Below are 21,526 nucleotides of genomic sequence, written 5' to 3' on the forward strand. Positions count from 1 at the left end.
ATTTATAAAATGAGGGTAAAAATGACAGAGAAAATGAATCAGAATAACGGGCCAAAGCTGAATGACCAGATGCTGATCCGTCGTGAAAAGCTGGAGAAGATCCGTGCGCTCGGCGTAGAACCATATGGTCAGAAGTTTGACTACGATCACCATGCATCTGACATCAGACAGCAGGCTGAGGAGCTCGAAAAGAATGAAACTCATGTCCGCCTCGCTGGCCGTATCATGATCCGCCGCGGGCAGGGCAAGACCGCATTCTGTGTCCTGCGTGACCAGAGCGGCGATATCCAGCTCTATTTCAGAAAAGATGAGCTGCCGGAAAATGAATGGGCTCTCTTTAAACTCGTCGATCTCGGTGATATCCTTGGTATCGAAGGTGTCGTTTTCAAGACCCACACCGGTGAGCTCACTGTTCGCGTCCTGCATTTCACGATGCTGTCCAAGTCGCTGCGTCCGCTGCCGGAAAAATGGCATGGTCTCACCGACAAGGAACAGCGCTATCGCCAGAGATACCTTGACCTCATGGTCAATCCGGAAGTCAAAGATACTTTCGTCAAGCGTGCGGCTATGATGCGCGCCATTCGACAGTGGTATACGGACCACGGCTTCCTCGAAGTCGAGACCCCGGTCCTCCAGCCGCTGTATGGCGGTGCGAATGCGAAGCCATTCACCACCCATTTCAATGCTCTCGATATGACCATGTATCTGCGTATCGCGCCGGAGCTTTACCTGAAGAGACTGCTGGTCGGCGGTTATGAAAGAATTTTCGAGATCACGAGAAACTTCAGAAACGAGGGAATGGATACCCGCCACAATCCGGAATTCACCGCGATCGAAACATACCAGGCTTATGGGGATATCGAAGACGTCATCAACCAGACGGAACAGATCGTAGAAGCCTGCGCGATGGCTGCCTACGGTACGACCAAGTTCAAGTACGAGGATACAGAAATCGACGTCAAGGCTCCGTGGCCAAGACTCACCATGGCGGAGGCTGTGAAGAAATATACGCCAACCCATGAAGACTTCGATGCATGTAAAACCATCGATGATGCACGTGCTATCGCTGACCGTCTGCATGTAGAATACAGTGAATTTGATGGCTTTGGCAAGATCCTGGCAGAATGCTTCGATGCCTATGCCGAAGAACACCTGATCCAGCCGGTCCACATCACCCGTCACCCGATCGAAGTCTCCCCGCTCTCCAAGCTCGACCCGGCCGATCCGCGCTATACCATCCGCTTCGAGTCCTACATCTATGGCCGTGAACTCGCAAACGGCTTCTCGGAATTGAACGACCCGATCGACCAGAGACAGCGTTTCGAGATGCAGGTCGAGGAAAGAAAGCACGGTGATGATGAAGCGCATCCGATCGATGAAGATTTCCTGACGGCTCTCGAATATGGTATGCCTCCGACCGGCGGTCTCGGTATCGGTCTTGACCGTCTCTTCATGCTGATGACGAATTCTGCAAGCATTCGCGACATCCTCCTCTTCCCGGCGATGAAACCGGAAACGGCGCTCGAGAAGAAGGTCGCTAAAGAGGCAGAAGCCGCAGCGGCTGATATGGAAGAGGCAGAAGAAGCCATTGATTTCTCCAAGGTAGAGATCGAACCTCTCTTCCAGGATTTCGTAGATTTCGATACCTTCAGCAAGTTTGACTTCCGCGCCGTCAAGGTCAAGGAATGCAGCGCTGTGCCGAAGAGCAAGAAGCTCCTCAAGTTCGTTTTGGATGATGGCACGGGCGAAGACCGTATCATTCTCTCCGGTATTCATGCTTACTATGAACCGGAAGAACTGGCCGGCAAGACACTGATCGCGATCACAAACCTTCCACCACGGAAGATGATGGGGATCGACTCTTGCGGCATGCTTCTCTCGGCCATCCATCAGGAAGAGGGCGAAGAAAAGCTCCACCTCCTCATGGTCGATCGTCATATCCCGGCCGGTGCAAAGCTGTACTAATTAAAAATAGCAGGCAGAGTAAGCTTCCGTGCGTGAAGTGCCGAGTGGACAGGGAGTTGTCACTCGGACAAAGAGACAGGAAGGCGATGAGTCCGTCATCGCCTTCCCGCCTCGCGGTACGGAAGCTGCATCCCGCTGCTGCAGAAGGCTTCCTCCTGTAGCAAGTCAAGCAGGAGGAGGTCTTTTTTCATGCCTAAAAATAAAATTCATGAGCTGGTCGTGCTTGGCATTCTGACCGGGCTTGCCGTGCTTTTGTCCTACGTCTTTGCCATCCAGACGCCCTTTGTGCGCATCACCTTCGGATTTCTGCCCATCGCACTCGCCGGTGCTTTCTACGGACCGTGGAAATCAGGGCTGGTGGGCGCGCTGGATAATCTCATCGGTACCGCAGTCATCGGGACGAGCATTTTCTTCCCCGGCTTCACGCTGTCTGATTTTCTGACAGGCTTTCTGTTTGGATGGTTTTTCTATCATAAGGAGATCCGATTTCCCTATGTCTGTGTGCCGTTTCTTCTTGTCATGCTCCTGATCCATCTGGGCCTCAATACCCTCTGGCTGGTCCTCTACTATGACAAGGCGGCTTCGGCCATCTTCCTGTCCCGCGTCATCAAGAACCTCCTTTGCTTCCCCATGGAAGTGGGACTGTTTCTCGCGGTGTACAAAGCGGTAGGGAAACAGGTGATCAAGGGATTGGTGTGACTGGATATGAGGCAACAAAGCTGTTAAACGCTTTGACTCAAAGTGAGGAGTGAGGAATTAGGAGTGAGGAGTGAAGGTGCGGCGCATAAAATGAGGATGCGCCGAAGAGTTTTATATAAATAACGAATAAGTTATTCTATATAATGCCGGATATTTGGATGCCCTATGAGTGGTGCGTTCCTTCCGGGGTTAGCCCCTGGGGCGTGCCGTCCACTGATTCTGCATGAAAGCTTTGCGCGAATGAGGAATTAGCAGTGAGGAATTAGGAATGAAGGGGGCGGCTTCGCAGCGAATATATATGGGCAATGCCCGAAGGCCGGAGGATAGAAGTCAGAAGTCAGAGCTCTGATGTCTGATGTCTGATGTCTCTTAGTCTCCTAGTCTAATCCCTAACCCCTAGCTACTAATCCCTGCTTTTAAACTTCTCATTCTGATTTCGTAAGGAGAAACGTTATGGCAAACTATTCATTTATCGTTTCCTATGATGGCAGCCGCTACGAAGGCTGGCAGCGGCAGACACGCACGGAAGAGACGATCCAGGGCAAGCTGGAAAAGGCACTCAGGAAGCTGACGGGCGAAGAGGCGCAGGTTATCGGCGCAGGACGGACAGATGCCGGAGTCCATGCGCGTGGACAGTGTGCGAATGTTCAGCTTTCTGTGGCGCTGCCGGTCAGGCAGCTGGAGGATGAGCTGAACCGTCTTCTGCCGGATGATATCGGTGTGTCGCGCATGAGGATAGCGGGTGAGCGTTTTCACAGCCGTTTCTCCGCGACAGGAAAATTCTATCGTTACCGCATTCGCATCGGTAGTGAAAAGAACGTATTCACGCGGCGCTATGTGTGGCAGCTGGGAGAAGCGCTCGATATTCCCGCCATGGAAGAGGCCGCGCATCTTCTGGAGGGCAGGCACGACTTCAAGTCCTTCTGTGGAAATCGGCACATGAAGAAGTCCTGTGTGCGTGATGTGAAGGAGATCTCTCTTCACGTGACGGAGGGAGAGCTGGTCATGGATTTCATCGGGGATGGCTTCCTGCAGAATATGATCCGTATCCTCGTGGGGACGCTTGTCGAAGTGGGCGAGGGGAAGAGGAGAGCCTCTGAGATGGAAGATATCCTCGCGGCTCGCGATCGCAGCCGCGCCGGCTTCACTGCGCCTGCCTGCGGGCTTTGCCTTGAAAAGGTGATGTATGAGTGATCGACGGTGCCGGCCCGTCGCACCATGGGCCGACCTTCCTTTCACTGAAAAAAGCTCGACTTTTCAGAAACAAAAAGGGGCTGTGAAGAAATGAATCCTCATTTCTTCACAGCCCCTTTTATTGTTTTATTTCACGACGAGTACCGGGCATTTGACGTGGTGGATGACATACTGACTGACACTCCCCATGACGAAGGAGGAGACAGCGCCCTTGCCGCTGTTGCCGATGACGACCATATCGATGCCCTGCTGCTCTACGATCTCCGTAATAGCGGCACCCGGGATGCCGGTCTCTACGATCTCTTCATAGTCAAGCTCGATCGGGATCTCTTCCTTCAGCGCAGCGAGCAGTCTTTCTGCCTTGGCTTTGATATTGATGAAGCCATTTTTATCCAAAGTGACACCCATGATCGGATAGGCAGCCTCGCTGACATCAGCGATGCAGGTGACGACGAGCTCAGCGCCTTGAACCTTTGCGACATCGATCGCCATTTTGAAGGCGCGCTTTGAAGCATCCGAACCATCGACCGGTACGAGAATTTTTTTGATTTCCATTTGGGGTACCTCCTTTGGATGAAAGGTAAAGCGGGATAGACCCGCCATTTGACTTGACAGGGGATCCTGATTTGCCAATGACTTGCTTTTCTTATTTTATTCTAACATGATTCTGCAAAGCTTGGTATATCTTGCAAGCAAAAAATTATTTTATGGGCTATAATAGAAAAAATGAATTTAGCGGCGGACTGCAGGTGACTATAAACAAAGAAGAGGCGATGGGCCCGCTGACAGGAAACCGAAACATCATGATGGAGGATACACTATGTTTTTCAATCTGTTTGGCAAGAACAAAGATGAATTCATCACCGCTTATGCGGGAAAGCTCGCAGAGGCGGTGTTGGAGGATGCCTTAGATGAAGATGTCCTGGAAGAGCTGATCCATTACGCGAAGGAGAAGGACCTCAGCAACAAGCAGCTCGCCAGTGCACAGGCGATGGCGTGTGACAAGGTTTTTGAAGAGCTGTATCAGGAAGGCTATATGACCGATGAGGACTATGAGCTATACCAGTCTCTCATCGAGGCCTGCTACATGATGAAAGAAAAGGAGAAATATCGCTATCAGACCATCGCGAAGCGCTGCAATGCCATTTACAAGATCCAGGAGGAGGGGCTGCTCCCGAAGATCAATCCGGACTATGCCGGCGTGAAGTATCGTGAGGGCGAAGCGCTTCATTTTGCCGCATCCGCCAAGCTCATGAAGCTTTCCGGTACCAATGAGAAAGGACTGGTGATTTCCAAAGACTCGCCCTTCCGGGCGGGAAGCCTCAAGGATCCCAGCAATGGTCCTTGGAAGGAAGACAGCAATGGCGCTCTCTGGATCACCACGGAGCGTATTGGCTTCCGTGGAAAGAAGGATGCCTTCACCTTGGAGATCGCGGATCTTGACCATGCTGAGCTGGATCACGGCCCTCTTCGCTTTTTCGAAAAGGGAAAAGAAATGCCGAAAGCCGTCCGCATCGATGACTACGAGATGGCGGGGGTCATATTGACAAATTTACTGCAGAGATAGGGCCTGGGAATCAGAAGTCAGACATCTGATATCTGCGAACTGTCATCTGGCAGCAGTTGCCATTTTCAAAAAGGAGATTATCATGGAATTTGATCAGGTACTTGCACTTCGTAAATCCATCCGTTCCTACACGGATGAGCCGGTCTCGAAGGAAGACCTTGCCGCGCTGGTGAAAGCGGCGCTCGCTTCTTCTGTCGGAAAGCACAATGATGCGGGCTATACCCTCTGCGTCGTGACGGACAGAGCGTTGCTTTCTGCCATCGACAAGGAAGCGGAAGAAAAGCTCGGCAAGCCGCATATGTTCTTTGAGGCGCCGGCGCTCATTTTCATCTGCGAGACGAAGGAGGCCTTTGATTACCTGAAGGAATTCGATGCCGGCATCATCGCTGAGCATATCCACCTGAAAGCTTCCGACCTCGGCCTCGGCTCTGTCGTCCTCTACGGCTTCATCCGTCATCTGGGTCACGACGCAGACTATGTGAAGGCTCTCGGCCTTCCGGAAGGCACCTATCCGCTTCTTGCTGTCGCAGTCGGTCACAGCCGCGCGGCAAAAATGGAGCGAAAAGGGGATCGCGAATTTGAGGTCATCTATCGCTAACCTTCTGCCGCATATGCTAAAGGCCACCAAAAAATAAAAAATCCCTTGACACCGCTTCTAAATGATGATAAAGTATACACAACGAAACGATGAAGGAAAGAGTAAGCAGTCTGATGACAGCAAAGCGAGTCCGGAGAGTGAGAGCGGGCATGGATAAGATGCTGAAGTGCATTTCTGAGTTTGGCAGGCTGAAGCGATAGTAGGTCTTCCCGGGAACTCCCGATACAGGGTCAGGGTTTGTTAGAACCTTTTAAGGTATACTTGGTGACAGGTATATGAAATTGGGTGGAAACACGAAGCTATGGCTCTCGTCCCTTATGGGACGAGAGCTTTTTGTTTGGCAAAGAAAGGATGAGGAAGAATGGGCAAGCTGATCGCAAGAGAACTCGATGAATTGAAATGGGGTCTGGCAGGCTGCCTTCTCTTCATCGGCATTTCGTCTCCTGCCTTTCATCAGTTTTATAAGAAGTCATGATGGCTGTCAGGAGTCAGAGGGCCAGCCGTAATCAAGTCTTTCGTATATCATGTACTCAGGGAGGAATACATCATGAAAACATCTCTGAAATTTGCTGCCATCGCTGCTGCTGCAGCTCTTTCCATTCAAAGTCAATGAGACTGTTATCATCATGAACAAGAATGAACAGAAGCTGGCTGATGAGATCGAAGCGGCTTTCGAAAAACTCTCCAAGGATGGCACACGGAAGAAGATTTTCGAAACGTGGTATCACAGAGACCTATTTTTCTACTATCATTCCCTATAATAATGTAATAAAATAAGGAGGGGCAGGAATGCCCCTCTTGTTTTTTTCGGAGGTACATATGGAACATACAGAATACATCGCCCACTTGCAGGGCATCGTCCAGATCCCGACCGTTTCCTCGGTCAATGATGCCAGTACGGACTGGAGCGAGTTTGACAGGCTGCACCGGTTTTTGCAGGAAGCCTATCCTTTGATTTTTGAAAAGCTCGAAGTCACGACGATCGGGAAGGCAAGCCTGCTTTTCCACTGGAAGTCATCGCATGCGGAAAAGCAGCCGATCATCTTCATGGCGCATCAGGATGTAGTGCCTGCGCCGCATGAAGAGCAGTGGAGTCATCCGCCCTTTGCCGGCGAGATCGCTGATGGATGCCTTTATGGACGCGGCACTGAGGACTGCAAGTCGGTCCTGACATCGGAAATGGATGCGATCACAGAGCTTTTGGAAGAAGGCTTTGATCCTGATTTCGATATCTATCTGTCTTTTGGCCATGATGAAGAGGTGCAGTGCACCGATGACAAGAAGGGCTCTGTACTTGCGGCGAAGTATCTCGAAGACCACGGTGTCAAGGCGTACTGTATTTTCGATGAAGGCGGGCATGTGGAAGCTGTCGGATATCATGGAAATGAACGTCCCGTAGCGCTGGTGGGGCTGGCAGAAAAAGCACCGAATGAATATGTCCTCTATAAGGAGGGAGCAGGCGGTCATGCCAGCAAACCGGGGAAAGGGACCGTGCTGGGGGATGTCGCTCGCGCGATAGCCGCCGTGGAAGCCCACCCGATGCCCTATCGCCTGACCCCGCTGGTGAAAGCGCACCTGAAAGCGCTGGCGGAATCTGTCGCAGATAAGAAAGTCGCAAAGCTCTACGCGCATCCCAAGAAGCACTGGGATGATATCGTGAAGCTGGCGAAGCACGACCGGGAGCTGGATGCGAAGCTCCACACGACTTTCGCTGTGACCATGGCAGAAGCGAGCGCACAGGCGAATGTTTTGCCCTCTCATGCGGAAGCTACGATGAGCGTGCGCATCCTGCAGGGAGATACGGTGGAATCGGTCAAGCACTATCTGGAGTCCATCATGCCCTGTGATGTACAGGTGAAAGCGACTTTCGCAGAGGATCCGAAGCCGGCCGGCAGTGTCGAAAGTGAAGCATACCATCTGATGAGCGAGACCATCTATGATATCTTCGGCAAGGAAACCCTCATCGTGCCGAATCTCATGCTGGGGGCATCTGATTCTCGAAATTACGCGAAGGTATCGGATAATGTCTTCCGTTTCAGCGGCCGCCTAAAAACGGAGCAGTGGGGCGAAGCGCATCAGGTCGATGAACGCATGCCGACTGACCATCTCGGAGTGCCGGTTCAGTTCTTCAAGGCATTTTTGAAAAAGTATAGTGAGAAGTGACTGGTAGCTAGGGATTAGGGAATCTGGAAAGTTGTGCGAATGGTATCCTCGTATCGTCATTTCGAGCGAAGTCGAGAAATCTTCTTTGCAGACTGATAAACGATGGATGTGTGAAAGCAGGGATGAGTAGCTAGTAGCTAGGGATTAGGAGTGACTAGTGACTAGTGATAGGGAGATGTCAGCCTCCCGTATCGTCATTTCGAGCGCAAGCGATAAATCTTTGTCATTCGCGGTCACACAGTCGATGTCTGGAAACCGCAAACGGGAAGCCTGCGATCAAGAATTCTACGGGCATCGCCCTATTTATACGCTGCGGCGCTTCTGTATTTTTATGCGCCGCCCCACCATTTCTCATTCAAGCGAGGCTTTCAAACGCAGTCAAGGGATGGCACGCCCCATGGGCTAATCCTATCCATATTTCCAAACAACTATCAACCAACAATTATTCGGAGAAACAACTACATGTATAAGAAACCAAGTATCGGAGCCGTCCGGCTGGACGGCTGGGCGCTGCTCGCCCCGATGGCGGGCGTGAGCGATCTGGCGTATCGCGTCATTGCCCATCGTATGGGAGCTGCACTGACGACGGCGGAAATGGTCAGTGCCAAGGGCCTGTATTATAAAAATGAAAAGACCGAGGATATGCTGAAGATCGATCCCGGCGAGCACCCGGTCGCGCTGCAGCTCTTCGGAAGCGATCCGGAGATCATGGCGCTCGGTGCGAAGGAAATGGAAAAGGCGGGGCCGGACATCATCGATATCAATATGGGTTGTCCCATGCAGAAGGTGGTCAAGAATGGCGATGGTTCTGCACTGATGAAGAATATCCCTCTGGCCCAGTCTATTGTGAAGGCGATGACAGAGGCCGTCCATGTGCCGGTCACCGTGAAAATGCGTCTCGGGTGGTCGCGGGACACGGAGAACTGCATAGAGCTTGCACGCGCGGTCGAAGAGGCCGGCGCTCAAGCGATCACCGTGCATGGCAGGACGCGGGAGGACTTCTATCAGGGAGAGGCTGACTGGGCGATGATCGCGAAGGTGGTGTCTGCCGTACACATTCCCGTCATCGGCAACGGCGACGTGGTGGATGGACCGTCAGCGAAGCGCCTTATGGAGGAGACAGGCTGCGCCGCGGTCGCGATCGGCCGCGCGGCGTGGGGAAATCCGTGGATCTTCAAAGCCGTCGATACGTATCTGGAGACGGGAGAGATCATGGATCCGCCCTCTTGGGAAATGCGTCTTGCTATGTCCCGGGAGCATCTCCACGGTCTTGTCCTTGAGAAAGGAGAGTATGCGGCGGTCCGCGAGATGCGCGCGCATGCGAGCCGCTATTTCAACGGCCTGCCACAGGCGACGGCGCTTCGCCGTGAGATCATGAAGGCATTGACGGAAAAGGAATACAATGACACGCTCGATCGGTATGAAGCGGAGAAGGGGCTCCGAGTGACTAGTGACTGGTAGCTAGTGACTGGTGACTAGGGATTAGGGATTAGGAGCCGCTAGTGACTTGTGACTTGAATACTGCATTCGGGCATCGCCTCATATATTCGCGGCGAAGCCGCCACCTTCAGTCCTGATTTCCATTCCTCATTTCTCATTAGAGCAGAGCTTTCATTCACCATTGAAGGAGAGTATGCCCTACGAGTCAACCATGTGAGTAAGAATAATGCTGGATGAGAGTTTCTGAAATTCACTTTACTCTCCCATTATATTTTGCGATTTCTATACGTAAGAGGTCGCAGAAGCGCTCGATATCATTGACAAGAGAAAATAGAAATATTAGAATGATTAAGGATATTTCATGGTTGAGAGGGGCATGGATAGCTGGCTTGTGCAGTAGAAGGGCGCAGGCTTTTTCTATCATGCAGGAGGGAGCAAAGATGTCGTACAGCAGCTGGCTTTGCGGAAACAAGTGCCACATGGCAGGCATGCGTGCGCCCTTGTGTCTTTGCCATGCCATCCTTATAAGAGTATCTTATAGAAAACTCCTTTGTAGAGGGGCTGTGCGTCTGATGCGCAGCTGATTTGCAGAGGAGTATTTTTGTTTTATGGCGCATGCCATAAGAGGGAGGAAATCATCATGCATGTAGGGATTGTTATGGGGAGTGATTCCGATCTGCCGGTCATGAAGAAGGCATTTTCCATTCTTGACGACTTTGGGGTCACTTATGACGTGACGATCGCATCGGCTCACCGCACGCCGAAAAAGCTCGCAGACTTTGTAGCCGCAGAAGAAGAAAAGGGCGTCGGCACCTTCATCGCAGGCGCTGGTATGGCAGCTGCTCTGCCGGGTGTCGTAGCCAGCCTGACACTGAAGCCGGTCATCGGCGTACCGCTTTCTGGCGCAAAGCTCGACGGTATGGATGCGCTTTTCTCTATCGTGCAGATGCCTTCCGGGATCCCGGTCGCTACAGTGGCGATCGATGGCACCAAGAATGCAGCCTTCCTCGCTGTAGAGATCGGTGCGGTATCAGATCCGGATCTTTTCCAGAAATACAAAGCCTATCGTGAAAAGGCAGCCAAAGAAATTTTTGAAAAAGACGCAAAACTGCAGAAGGAATTAGGAAGATAAGGAGTCAGGGTTAGCCCGAGGGACGGGTCGTCCTTTGAAGGCGGATGAAAGCCTTGATTGAATGAGGAATTAGAAATGAGAAATGCGAAATGGCGGTGCGGCGCATAAAAAGATAGAAGCGCCGCGAATATATATGGGGCGATGCCTGCCTGAGACATTAGACATTAGACGTCAGACGTCTTCCAGCCTTACGATCTTTTAGTCTCTAGTCCCCGGTTCCTAATCCCTAGTCCCTAGTCACTATCTTACTATGATTGAATAAACGATACGAAGTTCAAAAGGAGAATACCAATGAAAGAATACAAACCATTCAAATCCGGCAAAGTTCGTGAACTGTATGATCTGGGCGACAGCCTCGTTATGGTCTGCACAGACCGCATTTCTGCTTTTGACAACATCCTGAAATGCCCGATCCCGGAAAAAGGCTGTGTGCTGAACCGCATGTCCAAGTTCTGGTTCGATCTCACGAAAGACATCGTGCCGAACCATATGATCTCCATCGACACCAAAGATATGCCGGAATTCTTCCAGACTGCGGAATTTGAAGGCCGCTCCATGAAGACACAGAAGCTCGACATGATCCCGGTCGAATGCATCGTCCGCGGCTACATCACCGGATCGGGCTGGGAAGGCTATCAGAAGGACGGCAAAGTCTGCGGCATCCAGCTGCCGGAAGGCCTGAAGGAATGTCAGAAGCTCCCGCAGCCGATCTTCACCCCCTCCACCAAAGCACCGGCGGGTGAACATGACCAGAACATTTCCATGGAAGAAGGCGAAGAATGGGTCAACCGTTTCTTCCCGGGCAAAGGCAAGGAATACATGGAAAAGCTGTCTGAACTGACCTTGGCTCTTTACAACAAGTGCGCGGACTATGCACTGGAAAGAGGCATCATCATTGCGGATACGAAATTTGAATTCGGCCTCGATGAAAATGGAAACATCGTCCTCGGTGATGAAATGCTGACACCTGATAACTCCCGCTTCTGGCCGGCAAAGGGCTATGAAGCAGGCCATGGACAGCCTTCCTATGACAAGCAGTTTGTAAGAGACTATCTGAAGGCTCATCCGGGAGATACCGTACCGCAGGAGATCATCGATAAGACCATCGGCATCTATAAAGAAGCCTATGAACTTTTGACTGGCGAAAAATTTTAAGATTGGGGACTAGAAGCTGGTGACCAGTCACCATTTATATGTATAGGAGAATTCCCGAATGTACAAAAGTACAGAAATTTATGATGACAAACCCCATGAAGAGTGCGGCGTCTTCGGCATTTTCGACCATAATCTGTCGGCGGTGCATGAAGTGTACTATGGTATCTTTGCCCTGCAGCACCGCGGGCAGGAAAGCGCCGGTATCACCGTCACTGACGGCAAGGAAATGGAGACCTTCCGCGGCATGGGACTTGTAACGGAAGTATTCCGCAACCTGCCGGAAAAGGAAGGTCACATCGGCATCGGCCATGTGCGCTATTCCACGACCGGCTCTTCCATCCCGGCGAATGTCCAGCCGCTGCAGGCAGACAGCATCGATGGCCCCATGGCACTCGCGCATAACGGCAATCTGGTGAATACACTGAATCTTCGCCGCCGCCTCCTTTTGAAAGGTTCTACCTTCTCGACTTCGATGGATACGGAAGTCATCATTAAACTGTTGGCAAGAAGCCGCCGTCCGACCGAAGAAGAAAAATTCAAAGAACTGATGGATGAGATCCACGGCGCATATGCGATCGTCGCCTGCACGAATAAGGCGCTCTATGGCTGCCGCGATCCCTTCGGCTATCGCCCGCTCGTCCTCGGCAAGACCGAAACGGGCTGGGTCCTGGCTTCGGAGACGCCGGCGCTGGATGCCATCGATGCCAAATTCGTCCGTGACATCCTTCCGGGTGAAATCGTTTCCATCGATGACAATGGCGTCCGTTCCACCATGTACTGCCCGGTCGATGCTCATAAGCATGGCATCTGCTCTTTTGAATACATCTATTTTGCCCGCCCGGACTCCATCATGAATGGACAGGACATTTATCAGGCTCGCCTCAATATGGGCAGGAAGCTCTGGGAAGAATGCCGTTTCGACGGAGACGTCGTCATGAGCGTCCCGGACTCCGGCAATGTCGCTGCTCTTGGCTATGCGGCTGCTTCCGGCATCCCCTTCGTAGAAGGGCTGCTCAAGAATAAGTACATGGGCCGTACCTTCATCCAGCCGGGGCAGAAAAAGCGTGAACGCGCTGTCCGCATGAAGCTGAACCCGATCCGCATGAATGTCGAAGGGAAACGCATCGTATTGATCGATGACTCCATCGTCCGCGGGACGACGAGCGGCATCATCATTAACCTTCTGAGGAACGCAGGCGCCAAGGAGATCAAGCTCTGTATCAGCTCGCCGCCAGTCAAGTATCCCTGCTTCTTCGGCATCGATACCGCGGAAAGAAAGCAGCTTATCGCAGCGAAGTATTCGACCGAAGAGATCTGCTCCATGATCGGCGCAGATGCCCTGCACTACCTTTCCCTGGAAGGGCTTGCAGAGTCGATCTCCTGCATCAAGAAGGAAGATATGTGCTTCGCCTGCTTCGATGGCATCTATCCGGAACATGTTCCGCACAACGGCCTCGGAAGCATGGATGATGAGGAATAGCTGATAAATTAGTGGCTAGGGATTAGGGATTAGGTTTCCTGCTTGTGGCGCAGGACAAGGTGCCACGAAGCGGCCAGCATGCTAAGCGCATGTATCGTTTTTCTCGTATCGTCATTCCGAGCGAAGCCCTCGAATCTTTGTGCTGCTGGCAAAATGGAGAGATGAGCAGGCATTTCAATCGATGCCTCGGTATTGCATGTCAGCTGCGGGCATTGCCTCATATAATAATGCGGCGCTTTATGATTTATGCGCCGCACCATTTCCATTGAACCCTCAGAACCTATAGAACCTGCTGAACCCATTTCTAACATCTTTATTTATACATTTATACACGGAGGAACTATGGCTGAAAAGAAGAAAGGCCTGACCTATGCAGAAGCCGGCGTCGATATCGATGCAGGAGAAAGAGAAGTAGAGCTGATCAAGAGATCCGTACAGGCAACCTATACCCGCGGCGTCATGGGGGATCTTGGCGGATTCGGCGGACTTTTTCGCCTGAAAGAAGAGCTCTCCGATGACCCGATCCTTGTCTCCGGCACGGATGGGGTCGGCACGAAGCTGCGCCTTGCCATTGAGATGGGCATCCATGATACCATCGGGCAGGACTGTGTTGCTATGAGTGTCAATGATGTCTTGGTACAGGGCGCACGTCCGCTCTTTTTCCTCGACTACATTGCGACCGGCAAACTGGAACCAGAACTGATGGCAGAGATCGTAAAGGGCGTCGCAGATGCCTGCATCGAGTCCGGCTGCGCGCTGCTTGGCGGTGAGACCGCAGAAATGGCTGGCTTCTACGCTAAGGGTGACTATGATGTCGCAGGCTTTGCTGTCGGCATCGTGGATCGCAAAGACATCATCACCGGCGAAGACATCCGGGAAGGAGACGTCATCCTCGGCCTGCCATCCACGGGCGTTCATTCGAATGGCTACTCTCTGGTGCGCCGCATCATCAAAGACAATGGCCTCTCGCTCAAAGAAACCTATGAAGGCTTCGACAAGCCGCTTGGCGAAGTCCTCCTTACTCCGACCCGTCTCTATCCGAGACCTGTACTTCCGGTGCTGAAAGGCGCGAAAGTAAATGGCATGGTACACATCACGGGCGGCGGATTCTATGACAATATCCCGCGTGTACTTCCGAAAGGCACCCGCGCGGTCCTCGATGCGGACAAATGGCCGATGCTTCCGATCTTCCCGTTCCTGCAGCGTGAAGGCGGCGTCGAAGCGCATGAAATGTACCGCACCTACAACTGCGGCCTTGGCATGCTCCTCATCATGAGCCGTGAAGAAGCCGAAAAGGCGAAGGAAATTCTTGCAGCCATCGAAGAACCGGTCTACGAAGTCGGCGAGATCACGAAAGGCGAGCAGGATGTCATAGTGACAGGTGGTCTTTTCCATGAGTAAGAAAATTTTGATTTTCGCTTCCGGCCGGGGATCGAATGCGGAAGCCATCCATGAAGCGACGGTCAATGGTACCATTGACGGCACTGTGATCGGCGTGATCTGCGACCATGCCGATGCCCAGGTCCTTGAACGTGCCAAGCGCTGGAATGTACCTGCGACGGTTCTTGAACGCAAAGACTTCGCTGCCAAAGCGGACTTCAATGCAGCCATTCTGTCTGCTGCCAAGTCCTATGCGCCGGACCTCATCTGCCTTGCGGGATATATGCGTATCTGTGGGGAAGAGCTTGTGAATGCATTCCCGAACCGCATCATCAATATCCATCCGGCGCTTCTCCCGAGCTTCCGTGGACTTCATGCCCAGCGTCAGGCGATCGAAGCGGGTGTAAAAGTCGCAGGCTGCACAGTCCACTTCGTGGGCACCGGTCTTGACGACGGCCCGATCATCACGCAGGTCGCTGTGCCTGTCTACGACGATGACACCGAAGACACACTTGCAGATCGCATCCTTGAGCAGGAGCACCCCGCCTACGTTCGTACCGTAGCAGCTTACTGCCGTGATGAACTCCATGTAGAAGGACATCATGTGACGGGGATGCATAGGGAAAAGTGACTAGTGGCTAGAACCCTGAACCCTGAACCCATAAATAAAAGGAGGAATATCAATGGCAATTAAAAGAGCACTGATCAGCGTATCGGATAAGACCGGTGTTGTAGAATTTGCAAAAGGCCTTCATGAACTGGGCGTGGAGATCATTTCCACCGGCGGCACGATGAAAGCCATCGCGGATGCCGGCATTCCGGTCAAGTCCGTTTCTGAAGTGACCGGTTTTCCGGAAATGATGGACGGACGCGTGAAGACACTGCATCCTATGATCCATGGCGGCATCCTTGCCATCCGTGATAACCCGGACCATGTAAAAGCGATGAAGGAGCATGGGATCACCGGCATCGATCTTGTCGCTGTCAACCTGTACCCCTTCCGTGAAACCATCGCCAAGCCGGATGTGACCCGCGCTGAAGCGATCGAGAATATCGATATCGGCGGCCCATCCATGGTTCGCGCGGCAGCAAAGAATTACAAATACGTCACCATCGTTGTCGATCCGTCCCAGTACAGCGACATTCTGGAACGCATCAAGTCAGATACGCTCACCGAAGAATTCCGTCTGGATCTCTCCAGAAAAGCCTTCCTGCATACCGGACTCTATGACTGCGCGATCGCTGACTATATGACGAAGGAAGTCAATGGCAGCAAAGATACCCTGCCGGACATCTACAGCAAAGCGTATGTGAAAGTACAGGACCTGCGTTACGGCGAAAACCCGCACCAGAAAGCCGCTTTCTACAAAGATCCGGAAGTGAAGGGCGGCATCGCGGATGCGAAACAGCTTCACGGCAAAGAACTCTCTTACAACAACATCGTCGATATGGAAGCGGCCTGGGATCTGGCCAGTGAATGGAAAGACCAGCCGGCCTGCGCCATCATCAAGCACACAAACCCATGTGGCTGCGCACTCGGTGAGAATGCACTCGATGCATTCAAGAAAGCCTTCGCGGCTGACAGCAAGTCTGCTTTCGGCGGTATCGTCGCGATGAATCGCGAATGCGACAAGGCAACGGCAGAAGAAATGAAACCGATTTTCTTCGAAGTCGTCATGGCGCCGAAATTCTCCAAGGAAGCCTTGGAAGTGCTGGAAACGAAGAAGAATATCCGCCTGATCGAAGTACCGTCCCTTACGCATGAAGAGCTGCAGCTGCACAAGGTATCCGGCGGCCTCCTGATCCAGACACCGGACAACAGCACAGAGACCCGTGCGGACTGCAAGGTCGTCACTGACAGAGCGCCGACGGAAGAAGAATGGAAAGCATTGGAATTTGCCTGGGTCATCGTCAAGCACGTGAAGTCGAATGCGATCGTCCTCACAAATCAGGACACCACCCTGGGCGTCGGTGCCGGCCAGATGAACCGCGTCGGCTCTGCTGACATCGCGATTGCAGAAGCAGGCGAAAAAGCGAAGGGCTCCGTCATGAGCTCCGATGCATTCTTCCCCTTTGGCGACACCATTGAAGCCGCAGGAAAGGCAGGCATCACGGCTGTCATCCAGCCGGGCGGATCCATCAGAGATCAGGAGTCCATTGACATGGCAAATAAATATGGCATTGCGATGGTATTCACCGGACATCGTCATTTCCGCCATAGCTGAGAGAGGAAGATCGTATGAAAGTTTTAGTGATTGGGAGCGGCGGCAGAGAACACGCGCTGCTCTGGAAATTATCGCAGAGTCCATCGGTGACTGACGTCTATGTCGTCCCGGGCAATGATGGAATGAGCGATGTCGCATCACTCATTCCTATCAAAGGAAATGATGATATCATCGACTTTGCCCGCCTCATGCAGGTCGACCTCACCGTCGCTGGTCCGGAGACCGTCCTGACCGAGGGCCTTGCGGATGAATTTGAAAAGAGAGGCATGGCCTTCTTTGGTCCGTCCAAGGCGGCGGCCCGCATCGAAGGATCCAAAGGATTCGCCAAAGCTCTCATGAAGAAATATGGCATCCCGACAGCTGCATATGAGACATTCGATGATGAAGAAAAAGCCATCGCTTACCTCAAAGCCAATGATACCTATCCGATCGTCATCAAGGCTGACGGTCTGGCCTCTGGCAAGGGCGTCATCATCGCGCAGAGCGAAGAAGAAGCCATCGACACCGTGAAGGATATGCTCGAAGGGCATACCTTCAGCGGCGCCGGCAGATCGGTCGTCATCGAAGAATTCATGGAAGGCGAAGAAGCCAGCATGCTCTGCTTCTGCGATGGGACGAACGTCGTCCCCATGATTTCCGCGCAGGATCACAAGCGCATCTTTGATTTCGATAAAGGACCGAATACAGGCGGCATGGGTGCCTATGCTCCCGCACCGGTCATGACCAAAGAGATGTGCGAAGAAGTTAATGTCCGCATCCTCCGTCCGATCGTAGCGGCCATGAAGAAGGAAGGCTACCCTTTCAAAGGCTGCCTCTATGCCGGTCTCATGATCACCAGCGAAGGGCCGAAGGTGGTAGAATTCAACTGCCGCTTCGGGGATCCGGAAACAGAAGCTGTCCTCCCGCTCTTTGACGGCGATCTCGCTCGCGTCATGCTCGACTGCGTCCATGGTACGCTCTCCGACGATGCTGTCGTCTGGAAGAAAGCCTGCGCCGTCGATGTCGTGCTCGCATCCGAAGGATACCCGGCTTCTCATTCCTCCGGCGAAGTCATCTCCGGCATTGAAGACGCAAAAAAGGCAGGCTGCCTTGTGTTCCATGCAGGTACCGTCAAGAAGAACGGCCAGTACGTCGTCAATGGCGGCCGCGTGCTGAACGTCGTTGCTCTTGCGGATACCCTCGCCGAAGCGAAGGCGAAAGCCTATGAAGGCGTCAGCCGTATCTCCTGGCGCGGTATGCAGTATCGTCATGATATCGCAGACAAAGGCCTTCTGCATCTGGAAGCGAAGAAATAAATGAAAGGGGTTGTGAAGAAATGAATCCTCATTTCTTCACAGCCCCTTTTTATTTTGCTTTCATTTGGTTCAGGGTTCAGGGCTCTCGTGGCGGCTTCGCCGCCTTTTTTTAGAAGATGGTATTCGCGTATCGCAGCCTTCCCCTCTAGGGGAAGGTGCCCCGCAGGGGCGGATAGGGTGACTATGGCATGAAAGACAGCTGGGATAAGATTTCCCGGTCACTCTTATGAGAGCTGCAAGTCCCATCGGCAGATTGAACGCGAAAATGAGATGATCGTTATTTCACAGCCCCTTTTTATTGGGCTGGGGCTGCATGAAGGGCGTATGGATGTCAGAAAAGAGGCCTCACCGGTGCAAAGACTTTACCGGGGGATCCTTGGGAGAAGTCCTGCCTTTCCGCCAAGCGACCTTTCACATACGACATTTCCTTCCGTCACAAGGTACGGAATGCTCCTGATCCCCAGCGGCTGATCATCAGTCACCGCTTGCTGGATACGCCGGATCCCCTGCCACACATTCACTGCATTTTCCCCATTGACACAGGGCTACCATTAGCTTAGAATTAAGACATACTCAAAGCTCTCTATTGGGGGAGTGTTGTTAGGAGGATAAATTATGAAAATGAACAAAACAGTAGCAGCTGTCGCTGCTGGTATGATCGCATTTGGCGCTTTCTTTTCCACTTCCGCTGCCGGCATCGGCTATGTAGACACCAATGCAGCTCTGCAGTCCCATCCGAAGATGCAGAAAGCACAGCTCGATATGAGACAGGCTGTCCAGAAAGCACAGGAAAACTTCGAAAAGCGCAGTCAGGGCAAGTCTGATCAGGAAAAACAGCAGATCATGACCGAGATCCAGAAAGAAATGAACCAGAAAGAAAGCTCCACCATGCAGCCGATCTTCAATGATGTCAGAAAAGCCATCCAGCAGGTTCGTCAGGAAAAAGGCCTCGACATCGTTTTGGAACAGGGTGCAGTCGTTGACGGCGGTGTAGATATCACCAAAGATGTCACAGCTAAACTCGCAAAATAACTGAAATAGAAAACTGCGGATCGGAGGAGCTACTTTTCGATTCGCAGTTTTTTTGTAGGAATAAGTGACTAGTAGACTAGGAGACCTCAGATCCTCGTATTGTCATTTCGAGCGAAGCGAGAAATCTTTCTTGCCGTCCGATAAACGACGTATGTGTGAAAGCAGAAATACACAGAACCAACACTCCTCACCCTTACTAGGGAAACGCTGATTCAATCGCAGAGCCAAGTTGGACAACGATTGAATCAGTGTTTCCCTAGAGAGTAGAGCTTTCATCCACAATCAGTGGACGAGCCGCCTCACGGCAAACCCTGAACCTATCAAATATTTTTAGAAAGGAATCATACACTATGGATAAACTCATGACACTCTGCGAAGCCATGATCCATTATGATCGTGGCGATGCGAAACGGATTCACCACTTTCTGAAAGTCCATGCCTTTGCCAAGCAGATCGGTCTGGAAGAAGGATTGGATGCAGAGACCCAGTTCATTCTTGAAGCTGCGGCATATGTCCATGACATTGGCATCCATCAGGGAGAGATCAAGTATGGACGAAATGACGGCATGATCCAGCAAGAGCTTGGCCCGAAAGAGGCACTTCCGATGCTGAAGCGTCTGCACTTCACGCAGGCAGAAATCGACCGCATCCTCTGGCTCATTGCCCATCACCACTCCTATGGCTCCATTGATGGTCCCGATGCTCAGATCCTGGCTGAGGCTGACATGCTGGTGAACCAATTCGAAGACGGTGCCTCCGATGAGCAGAATAAAGCCCTCTATCACCGCTTATACAAGACCGAGACAGGCAAGCGTCTCTTCCGCGAGCTGTACTTCGAGACCTATGATCCGGTGAAGAAATAGCTGGTGGGCTAGTGGCTAGTGACTAGGGATTAGGAGCCTCGAGAGACTAAGAGACCAGGAGGTCTCAGACTTTCTCGTATTGTCATTTCGAGCGAAGCGAGAAATCTTTGTCATTCGCGGTCAAAAGAATCATGGCAGAAACGCTCAAACGGGAAACCTGTTTCCCAAGAAACCTTCGGGCATCGCCCCATATATAATCGCGGCGAAGCCGCACCACCATTTCTAATTTCTCATTTAAGCCAATCCTTGAACCCTATTTTTTACGAGGTCATCTTATGCGAGATACATCATTGGTTTTTCCCGTCGCCCCTGACGGTCGCATCCTTCTGGGGCGGAAACGCCGCGGCATGGGTTACGGCAAATGGAATGGCTTCGGCGGCAAGATAGAAGCCGGCGAGACCATGCGAGAGTGCGCCGCCCGCGAGCTCTTCGAAGAGTGCGGCCTCACGGTAAGACCGGAACGACTTACGATGGTGGGGGATCTCTATTTCCACCAGCCATCCGATACCACCTGGTCGCACGCAGGGATCATCTACCTCGCGCAGGACTGGAGCGGGACGCCGCACCTTTCGGATGAAATGGACCCTAGATGGTTTCATCCGAAAGATTTTCCCTACGAAGACATGTGGATGGCCGACCGCATCTGGCTGCCGATGATCCTCTCCGGCAAGAGGATCCGCGGGACTGTCTACTTTGCGGAGGACGGGGATACCGTTTATGATTACGAATTTGAAGAAATGAAATAAACAGTGCGCAGAAATGATGATTTCTGCGCTGTTTTTATACGATGCGACGCGAGGAATGGATCAGGAAGGAGAAAACATTGACATATACCGAATGGCCGGGTATCCTGTTGGCCTGGTTTGATCAAAACAAACGAGAGCTTCCCTGGCGGGAGACAAAGCCCAGAGACCCCTATCATGTCTGGGTGTCCGAGATCATGCTCCAGCAGACGCGGACAGAAGCCGTAAAGCCCTATTTCATGAGCTGGATGGAGAGATTTCCTACCATCGAAGCCCTGGCAGAGGCGGACGAGGCAGATGTACTTCATCAGTGGCAGGGCCTCGGCTACTACAGCCGCGCCAGAAATCTGCACAAAGCGGCTCTGCTCATGAAAGAAAACTACGGAAGCGCCATGCCGCAAGGAAAGGAAGAGATCAGAGCCCTTCCCGGGATCGGCGACTACACCGCCGGTGCCATCCTCTCCATGGCTTTTGGAAAAAAAGAAGCTGCTATCGACGGGAATGTCCTTCGCGTCTACGCCAGACTCTATGGTATCGAGGATGATATTTTAAAAACAGCAGGAAGGAAAAGGATCACACAGCTCGTTTGCGAGAC

22 protein-coding genes and 1 riboswitch (1 of these 23 cut by a window edge) are annotated in these 21,526 nt (G+C 52.3%); of the genes, 19 read left to right on the forward strand and 3 right to left on the reverse strand.

What is annotated here, in order from left to right; all coding sequences use genetic code 11:
* Window positions 1-21 precede the first annotated feature (21 nt).
* From lysS to truA, 3 genes are all read left to right on the forward strand, one after another.
* Window positions 22-1,965, forward strand: coding sequence for a lysine--tRNA ligase (gene lysS, locus ACGG9R_RS02285; protein WP_390150949.1), 1,944 nt, complete (start codon window positions 22-24; stop codon window positions 1,963-1,965).
* A gap of 12 nt (window positions 1,966-1,977) precedes the next feature.
* Window positions 1,978-2,105, forward strand: a riboswitch (THF riboswitch).
* 49 nt (window positions 2,106-2,154) lie between these two features.
* Entirely contained in the window at window positions 2,155-2,664 is a 510-nt protein-coding gene (locus ACGG9R_RS02290; RefSeq protein ID WP_390150952.1) for a folate family ECF transporter S component, read from the forward strand.
* A 453-nt stretch (window positions 2,665-3,117) separates the two neighbouring features.
* On the forward strand, window positions 3,118-3,858 hold the full coding sequence (gene truA / locus ACGG9R_RS02295) for a tRNA pseudouridine(38-40) synthase TruA (protein ID WP_390150955.1): 741 nt from the start codon (window positions 3,118-3,120) through the stop codon (window positions 3,856-3,858).
* A gap of 126 nt (window positions 3,859-3,984) precedes the next feature.
* Here truA and ACGG9R_RS02300 read toward each other — a convergent pair whose 3' ends face one another.
* Entirely contained in the window at window positions 3,985-4,413 is a 429-nt protein-coding gene (locus ACGG9R_RS02300; RefSeq protein ID WP_390150958.1) for a universal stress protein, read from the reverse strand.
* A gap of 265 nt (window positions 4,414-4,678) precedes the next feature.
* On the opposite strand from ACGG9R_RS02300, the gene ACGG9R_RS02305 reads away from it, so the two are divergent.
* From ACGG9R_RS02305 to dusB, 5 genes are all read left to right on the forward strand, one after another.
* Window positions 4,679-5,425, forward strand: a complete 747-nt coding sequence (locus tag ACGG9R_RS02305; protein WP_390150961.1) for a hypothetical protein — start codon at window positions 4,679-4,681, stop codon at window positions 5,423-5,425.
* Between the two features lie 82 nt (window positions 5,426-5,507).
* Window positions 5,508-6,023, forward strand: a complete 516-nt coding sequence (locus ACGG9R_RS02310; RefSeq protein WP_390150964.1) for a nitroreductase family protein — start codon at window positions 5,508-5,510, stop codon at window positions 6,021-6,023.
* A gap of 566 nt (window positions 6,024-6,589) precedes the next feature.
* The gene (locus ACGG9R_RS02315; protein ID WP_390150966.1) at window positions 6,590-6,784 is read left to right on the forward strand and encodes a hypothetical protein; all 195 of its coding nucleotides are present in this window, start codon (window positions 6,590-6,592) and stop codon (window positions 6,782-6,784) included.
* A gap of 58 nt (window positions 6,785-6,842) precedes the next feature.
* Window positions 6,843-8,186, forward strand: coding sequence for a M20/M25/M40 family metallo-hydrolase (locus tag ACGG9R_RS02320; protein WP_390150969.1), 1,344 nt, complete (start codon window positions 6,843-6,845; stop codon window positions 8,184-8,186).
* Window positions 8,187-8,648: 462 nt separating this feature from the next.
* Window positions 8,649-9,647 (forward strand): tRNA dihydrouridine synthase DusB, encoded by a 999-nt coding sequence (dusB, locus tag ACGG9R_RS02325; protein WP_390150972.1) that lies wholly within the window; start codon window positions 8,649-8,651, stop codon window positions 9,645-9,647.
* Between the two features lie 229 nt (window positions 9,648-9,876).
* Here dusB and ACGG9R_RS02330 read toward each other — a convergent pair whose 3' ends face one another.
* Complete coding sequence (locus ACGG9R_RS02330) at window positions 9,877-10,146, reverse strand: hypothetical protein (RefSeq protein WP_390150975.1); 270 nt, start codon at window positions 10,144-10,146, stop codon at window positions 9,877-9,879.
* A gap of 120 nt (window positions 10,147-10,266) precedes the next feature.
* Here ACGG9R_RS02330 and purE point away from each other — a divergent pair, with 120 nt between their 5' ends.
* From purE to purF, 3 genes are all read left to right on the forward strand, one after another.
* A complete protein-coding gene (purE, locus tag ACGG9R_RS02335) occupies window positions 10,267-10,758 on the forward strand; it encodes a 5-(carboxyamino)imidazole ribonucleotide mutase (protein ID WP_390150978.1) in 492 nt (163 codons plus the stop codon).
* 291 nt (window positions 10,759-11,049) lie between these two features.
* On the forward strand, window positions 11,050-11,913 hold the full coding sequence (locus ACGG9R_RS02340) for a phosphoribosylaminoimidazolesuccinocarboxamide synthase (protein WP_055237034.1): 864 nt from the start codon (window positions 11,050-11,052) through the stop codon (window positions 11,911-11,913).
* 58 nt (window positions 11,914-11,971) lie between these two features.
* Window positions 11,972-13,393, forward strand: coding sequence for an amidophosphoribosyltransferase (gene purF, locus ACGG9R_RS02345; protein WP_390150982.1), 1,422 nt, complete (start codon window positions 11,972-11,974; stop codon window positions 13,391-13,393).
* Between the two features lie 29 nt (window positions 13,394-13,422).
* On the opposite strand, the gene ACGG9R_RS02350 is transcribed toward purF, so the two are convergent.
* Window positions 13,423-13,704: a hypothetical protein gene (locus ACGG9R_RS02350; protein WP_390150984.1), complete on the reverse strand. Its 282-nt coding sequence runs from the start codon at window positions 13,702-13,704 to the stop codon at window positions 13,423-13,425.
* A 31-nt stretch (window positions 13,705-13,735) separates the two neighbouring features.
* Here ACGG9R_RS02350 and purM point away from each other — a divergent pair, with 31 nt between their 5' ends.
* From purM to mutY, 8 genes are all read left to right on the forward strand, one after another.
* Window positions 13,736-14,794 carry a phosphoribosylformylglycinamidine cyclo-ligase gene (gene purM, locus ACGG9R_RS02355; protein ID WP_390150987.1) on the forward strand — a complete coding sequence of 353 codons (1,059 nt, stop codon included), beginning with the start codon at window positions 13,736-13,738 and terminating at the stop codon, window positions 14,792-14,794.
* On the forward strand, window positions 14,787-15,404 hold the full coding sequence (gene purN, locus ACGG9R_RS02360; protein ID WP_390150990.1) for a phosphoribosylglycinamide formyltransferase: 618 nt from the start codon (window positions 14,787-14,789) through the stop codon (window positions 15,402-15,404). Before purM ends, purN begins: the two co-directional genes overlap by 8 nt.
* Window positions 15,405-15,456: 52 nt before the next feature.
* Window positions 15,457-16,998, forward strand: a complete 1,542-nt coding sequence (gene purH, locus ACGG9R_RS02365; protein ID WP_390150993.1) for a bifunctional phosphoribosylaminoimidazolecarboxamide formyltransferase/IMP cyclohydrolase — start codon at window positions 15,457-15,459, stop codon at window positions 16,996-16,998.
* Window positions 16,999-17,012: 14 nt separating this feature from the next.
* Window positions 17,013-18,293, forward strand: a complete 1,281-nt coding sequence (gene purD, locus ACGG9R_RS02370; RefSeq protein ID WP_390150996.1) for a phosphoribosylamine--glycine ligase — start codon at window positions 17,013-17,015, stop codon at window positions 18,291-18,293.
* Between the two features lie 615 nt (window positions 18,294-18,908).
* Window positions 18,909-19,325, forward strand: a complete 417-nt coding sequence (locus ACGG9R_RS02375) for an OmpH family outer membrane protein (protein ID WP_022105214.1) — start codon at window positions 18,909-18,911, stop codon at window positions 19,323-19,325.
* Window positions 19,326-19,675: 350 nt separating this feature from the next.
* On the forward strand, window positions 19,676-20,188 hold the full coding sequence (locus ACGG9R_RS02380; protein WP_022105215.1) for an HD domain-containing protein: 513 nt from the start codon (window positions 19,676-19,678) through the stop codon (window positions 20,186-20,188).
* A gap of 275 nt (window positions 20,189-20,463) precedes the next feature.
* The gene (locus tag ACGG9R_RS02385) at window positions 20,464-20,934 is read left to right on the forward strand and encodes an 8-oxo-dGTP diphosphatase (protein WP_390151000.1); all 471 of its coding nucleotides are present in this window, start codon (window positions 20,464-20,466) and stop codon (window positions 20,932-20,934) included.
* A 77-nt stretch (window positions 20,935-21,011) separates the two neighbouring features.
* Window positions 21,012-21,526: the start of an A/G-specific adenine glycosylase gene (mutY, locus tag ACGG9R_RS02390; protein ID WP_390151003.1), read on the forward strand. 523 nt of this gene lie beyond the right edge of the window; 515 of the gene's 1,038 nt are visible here — the first part of the coding sequence; its start codon is at window positions 21,012-21,014; its stop codon lies off the right edge, out of view.

This window comes from Dialister sp. i34-0019-2H8, from assembly GCF_042846925.1.
Lineage (GTDB): Bacteria > Bacillota > Negativicutes > Veillonellales > Dialisteraceae > Dialister.

Bases quoted from the DNA above. Each gene is read 5' to 3' on its own strand.
- lysS (WP_390150949.1), top strand. From the start codon at position 22: ATGACAGAGAAAATGAATCAGAATAACGGGCCAAAGCTGAATGACCAG.
- ACGG9R_RS02290 (WP_390150952.1), top strand. From the start codon at position 2,155: ATGCCTAAAAATAAAATTCATGAGCTGGTCGTGCTTGGCATTCTGACC.
- truA (WP_390150955.1), top strand. From the start codon at position 3,118: ATGGCAAACTATTCATTTATCGTTTCCTATGATGGCAGCCGCTACGAA.
- ACGG9R_RS02300 (WP_390150958.1), bottom strand. From the start codon at position 4,413: ATGGAAATCAAAAAAATTCTCGTACCGGTCGATGGTTCGGATGCTTCA.
- ACGG9R_RS02305 (WP_390150961.1), top strand. From the start codon at position 4,679: ATGTTTTTCAATCTGTTTGGCAAGAACAAAGATGAATTCATCACCGCT.
- ACGG9R_RS02310 (WP_390150964.1), top strand. From the start codon at position 5,508: ATGGAATTTGATCAGGTACTTGCACTTCGTAAATCCATCCGTTCCTAC.
- ACGG9R_RS02320 (WP_390150969.1), top strand. From the start codon at position 6,843: ATGGAACATACAGAATACATCGCCCACTTGCAGGGCATCGTCCAGATC.
- dusB (WP_390150972.1), top strand. From the start codon at position 8,649: ATGTATAAGAAACCAAGTATCGGAGCCGTCCGGCTGGACGGCTGGGCG.
- ACGG9R_RS02330 (WP_390150975.1), bottom strand. From the start codon at position 10,146: ATGGCATGGCAAAGACACAAGGGCGCACGCATGCCTGCCATGTGGCAC.
- purE (WP_390150978.1), top strand. From the start codon at position 10,267: ATGCATGTAGGGATTGTTATGGGGAGTGATTCCGATCTGCCGGTCATG.
- ACGG9R_RS02340 (WP_055237034.1), top strand. From the start codon at position 11,050: ATGAAAGAATACAAACCATTCAAATCCGGCAAAGTTCGTGAACTGTAT.
- purF (WP_390150982.1), top strand. From the start codon at position 11,972: ATGTACAAAAGTACAGAAATTTATGATGACAAACCCCATGAAGAGTGC.
- ACGG9R_RS02350 (WP_390150984.1), bottom strand. From the start codon at position 13,704: ATGTTAGAAATGGGTTCAGCAGGTTCTATAGGTTCTGAGGGTTCAATG.
- purM (WP_390150987.1), top strand. From the start codon at position 13,736: ATGGCTGAAAAGAAGAAAGGCCTGACCTATGCAGAAGCCGGCGTCGAT.
- purN (WP_390150990.1), top strand. From the start codon at position 14,787: ATGAGTAAGAAAATTTTGATTTTCGCTTCCGGCCGGGGATCGAATGCG.
- purH (WP_390150993.1), top strand. From the start codon at position 15,457: ATGGCAATTAAAAGAGCACTGATCAGCGTATCGGATAAGACCGGTGTT.
- purD (WP_390150996.1), top strand. From the start codon at position 17,013: ATGAAAGTTTTAGTGATTGGGAGCGGCGGCAGAGAACACGCGCTGCTC.
- ACGG9R_RS02375 (WP_022105214.1), top strand. From the start codon at position 18,909: ATGAAAATGAACAAAACAGTAGCAGCTGTCGCTGCTGGTATGATCGCA.
- ACGG9R_RS02380 (WP_022105215.1), top strand. From the start codon at position 19,676: ATGGATAAACTCATGACACTCTGCGAAGCCATGATCCATTATGATCGT.
- ACGG9R_RS02385 (WP_390151000.1), top strand. From the start codon at position 20,464: ATGCGAGATACATCATTGGTTTTTCCCGTCGCCCCTGACGGTCGCATC.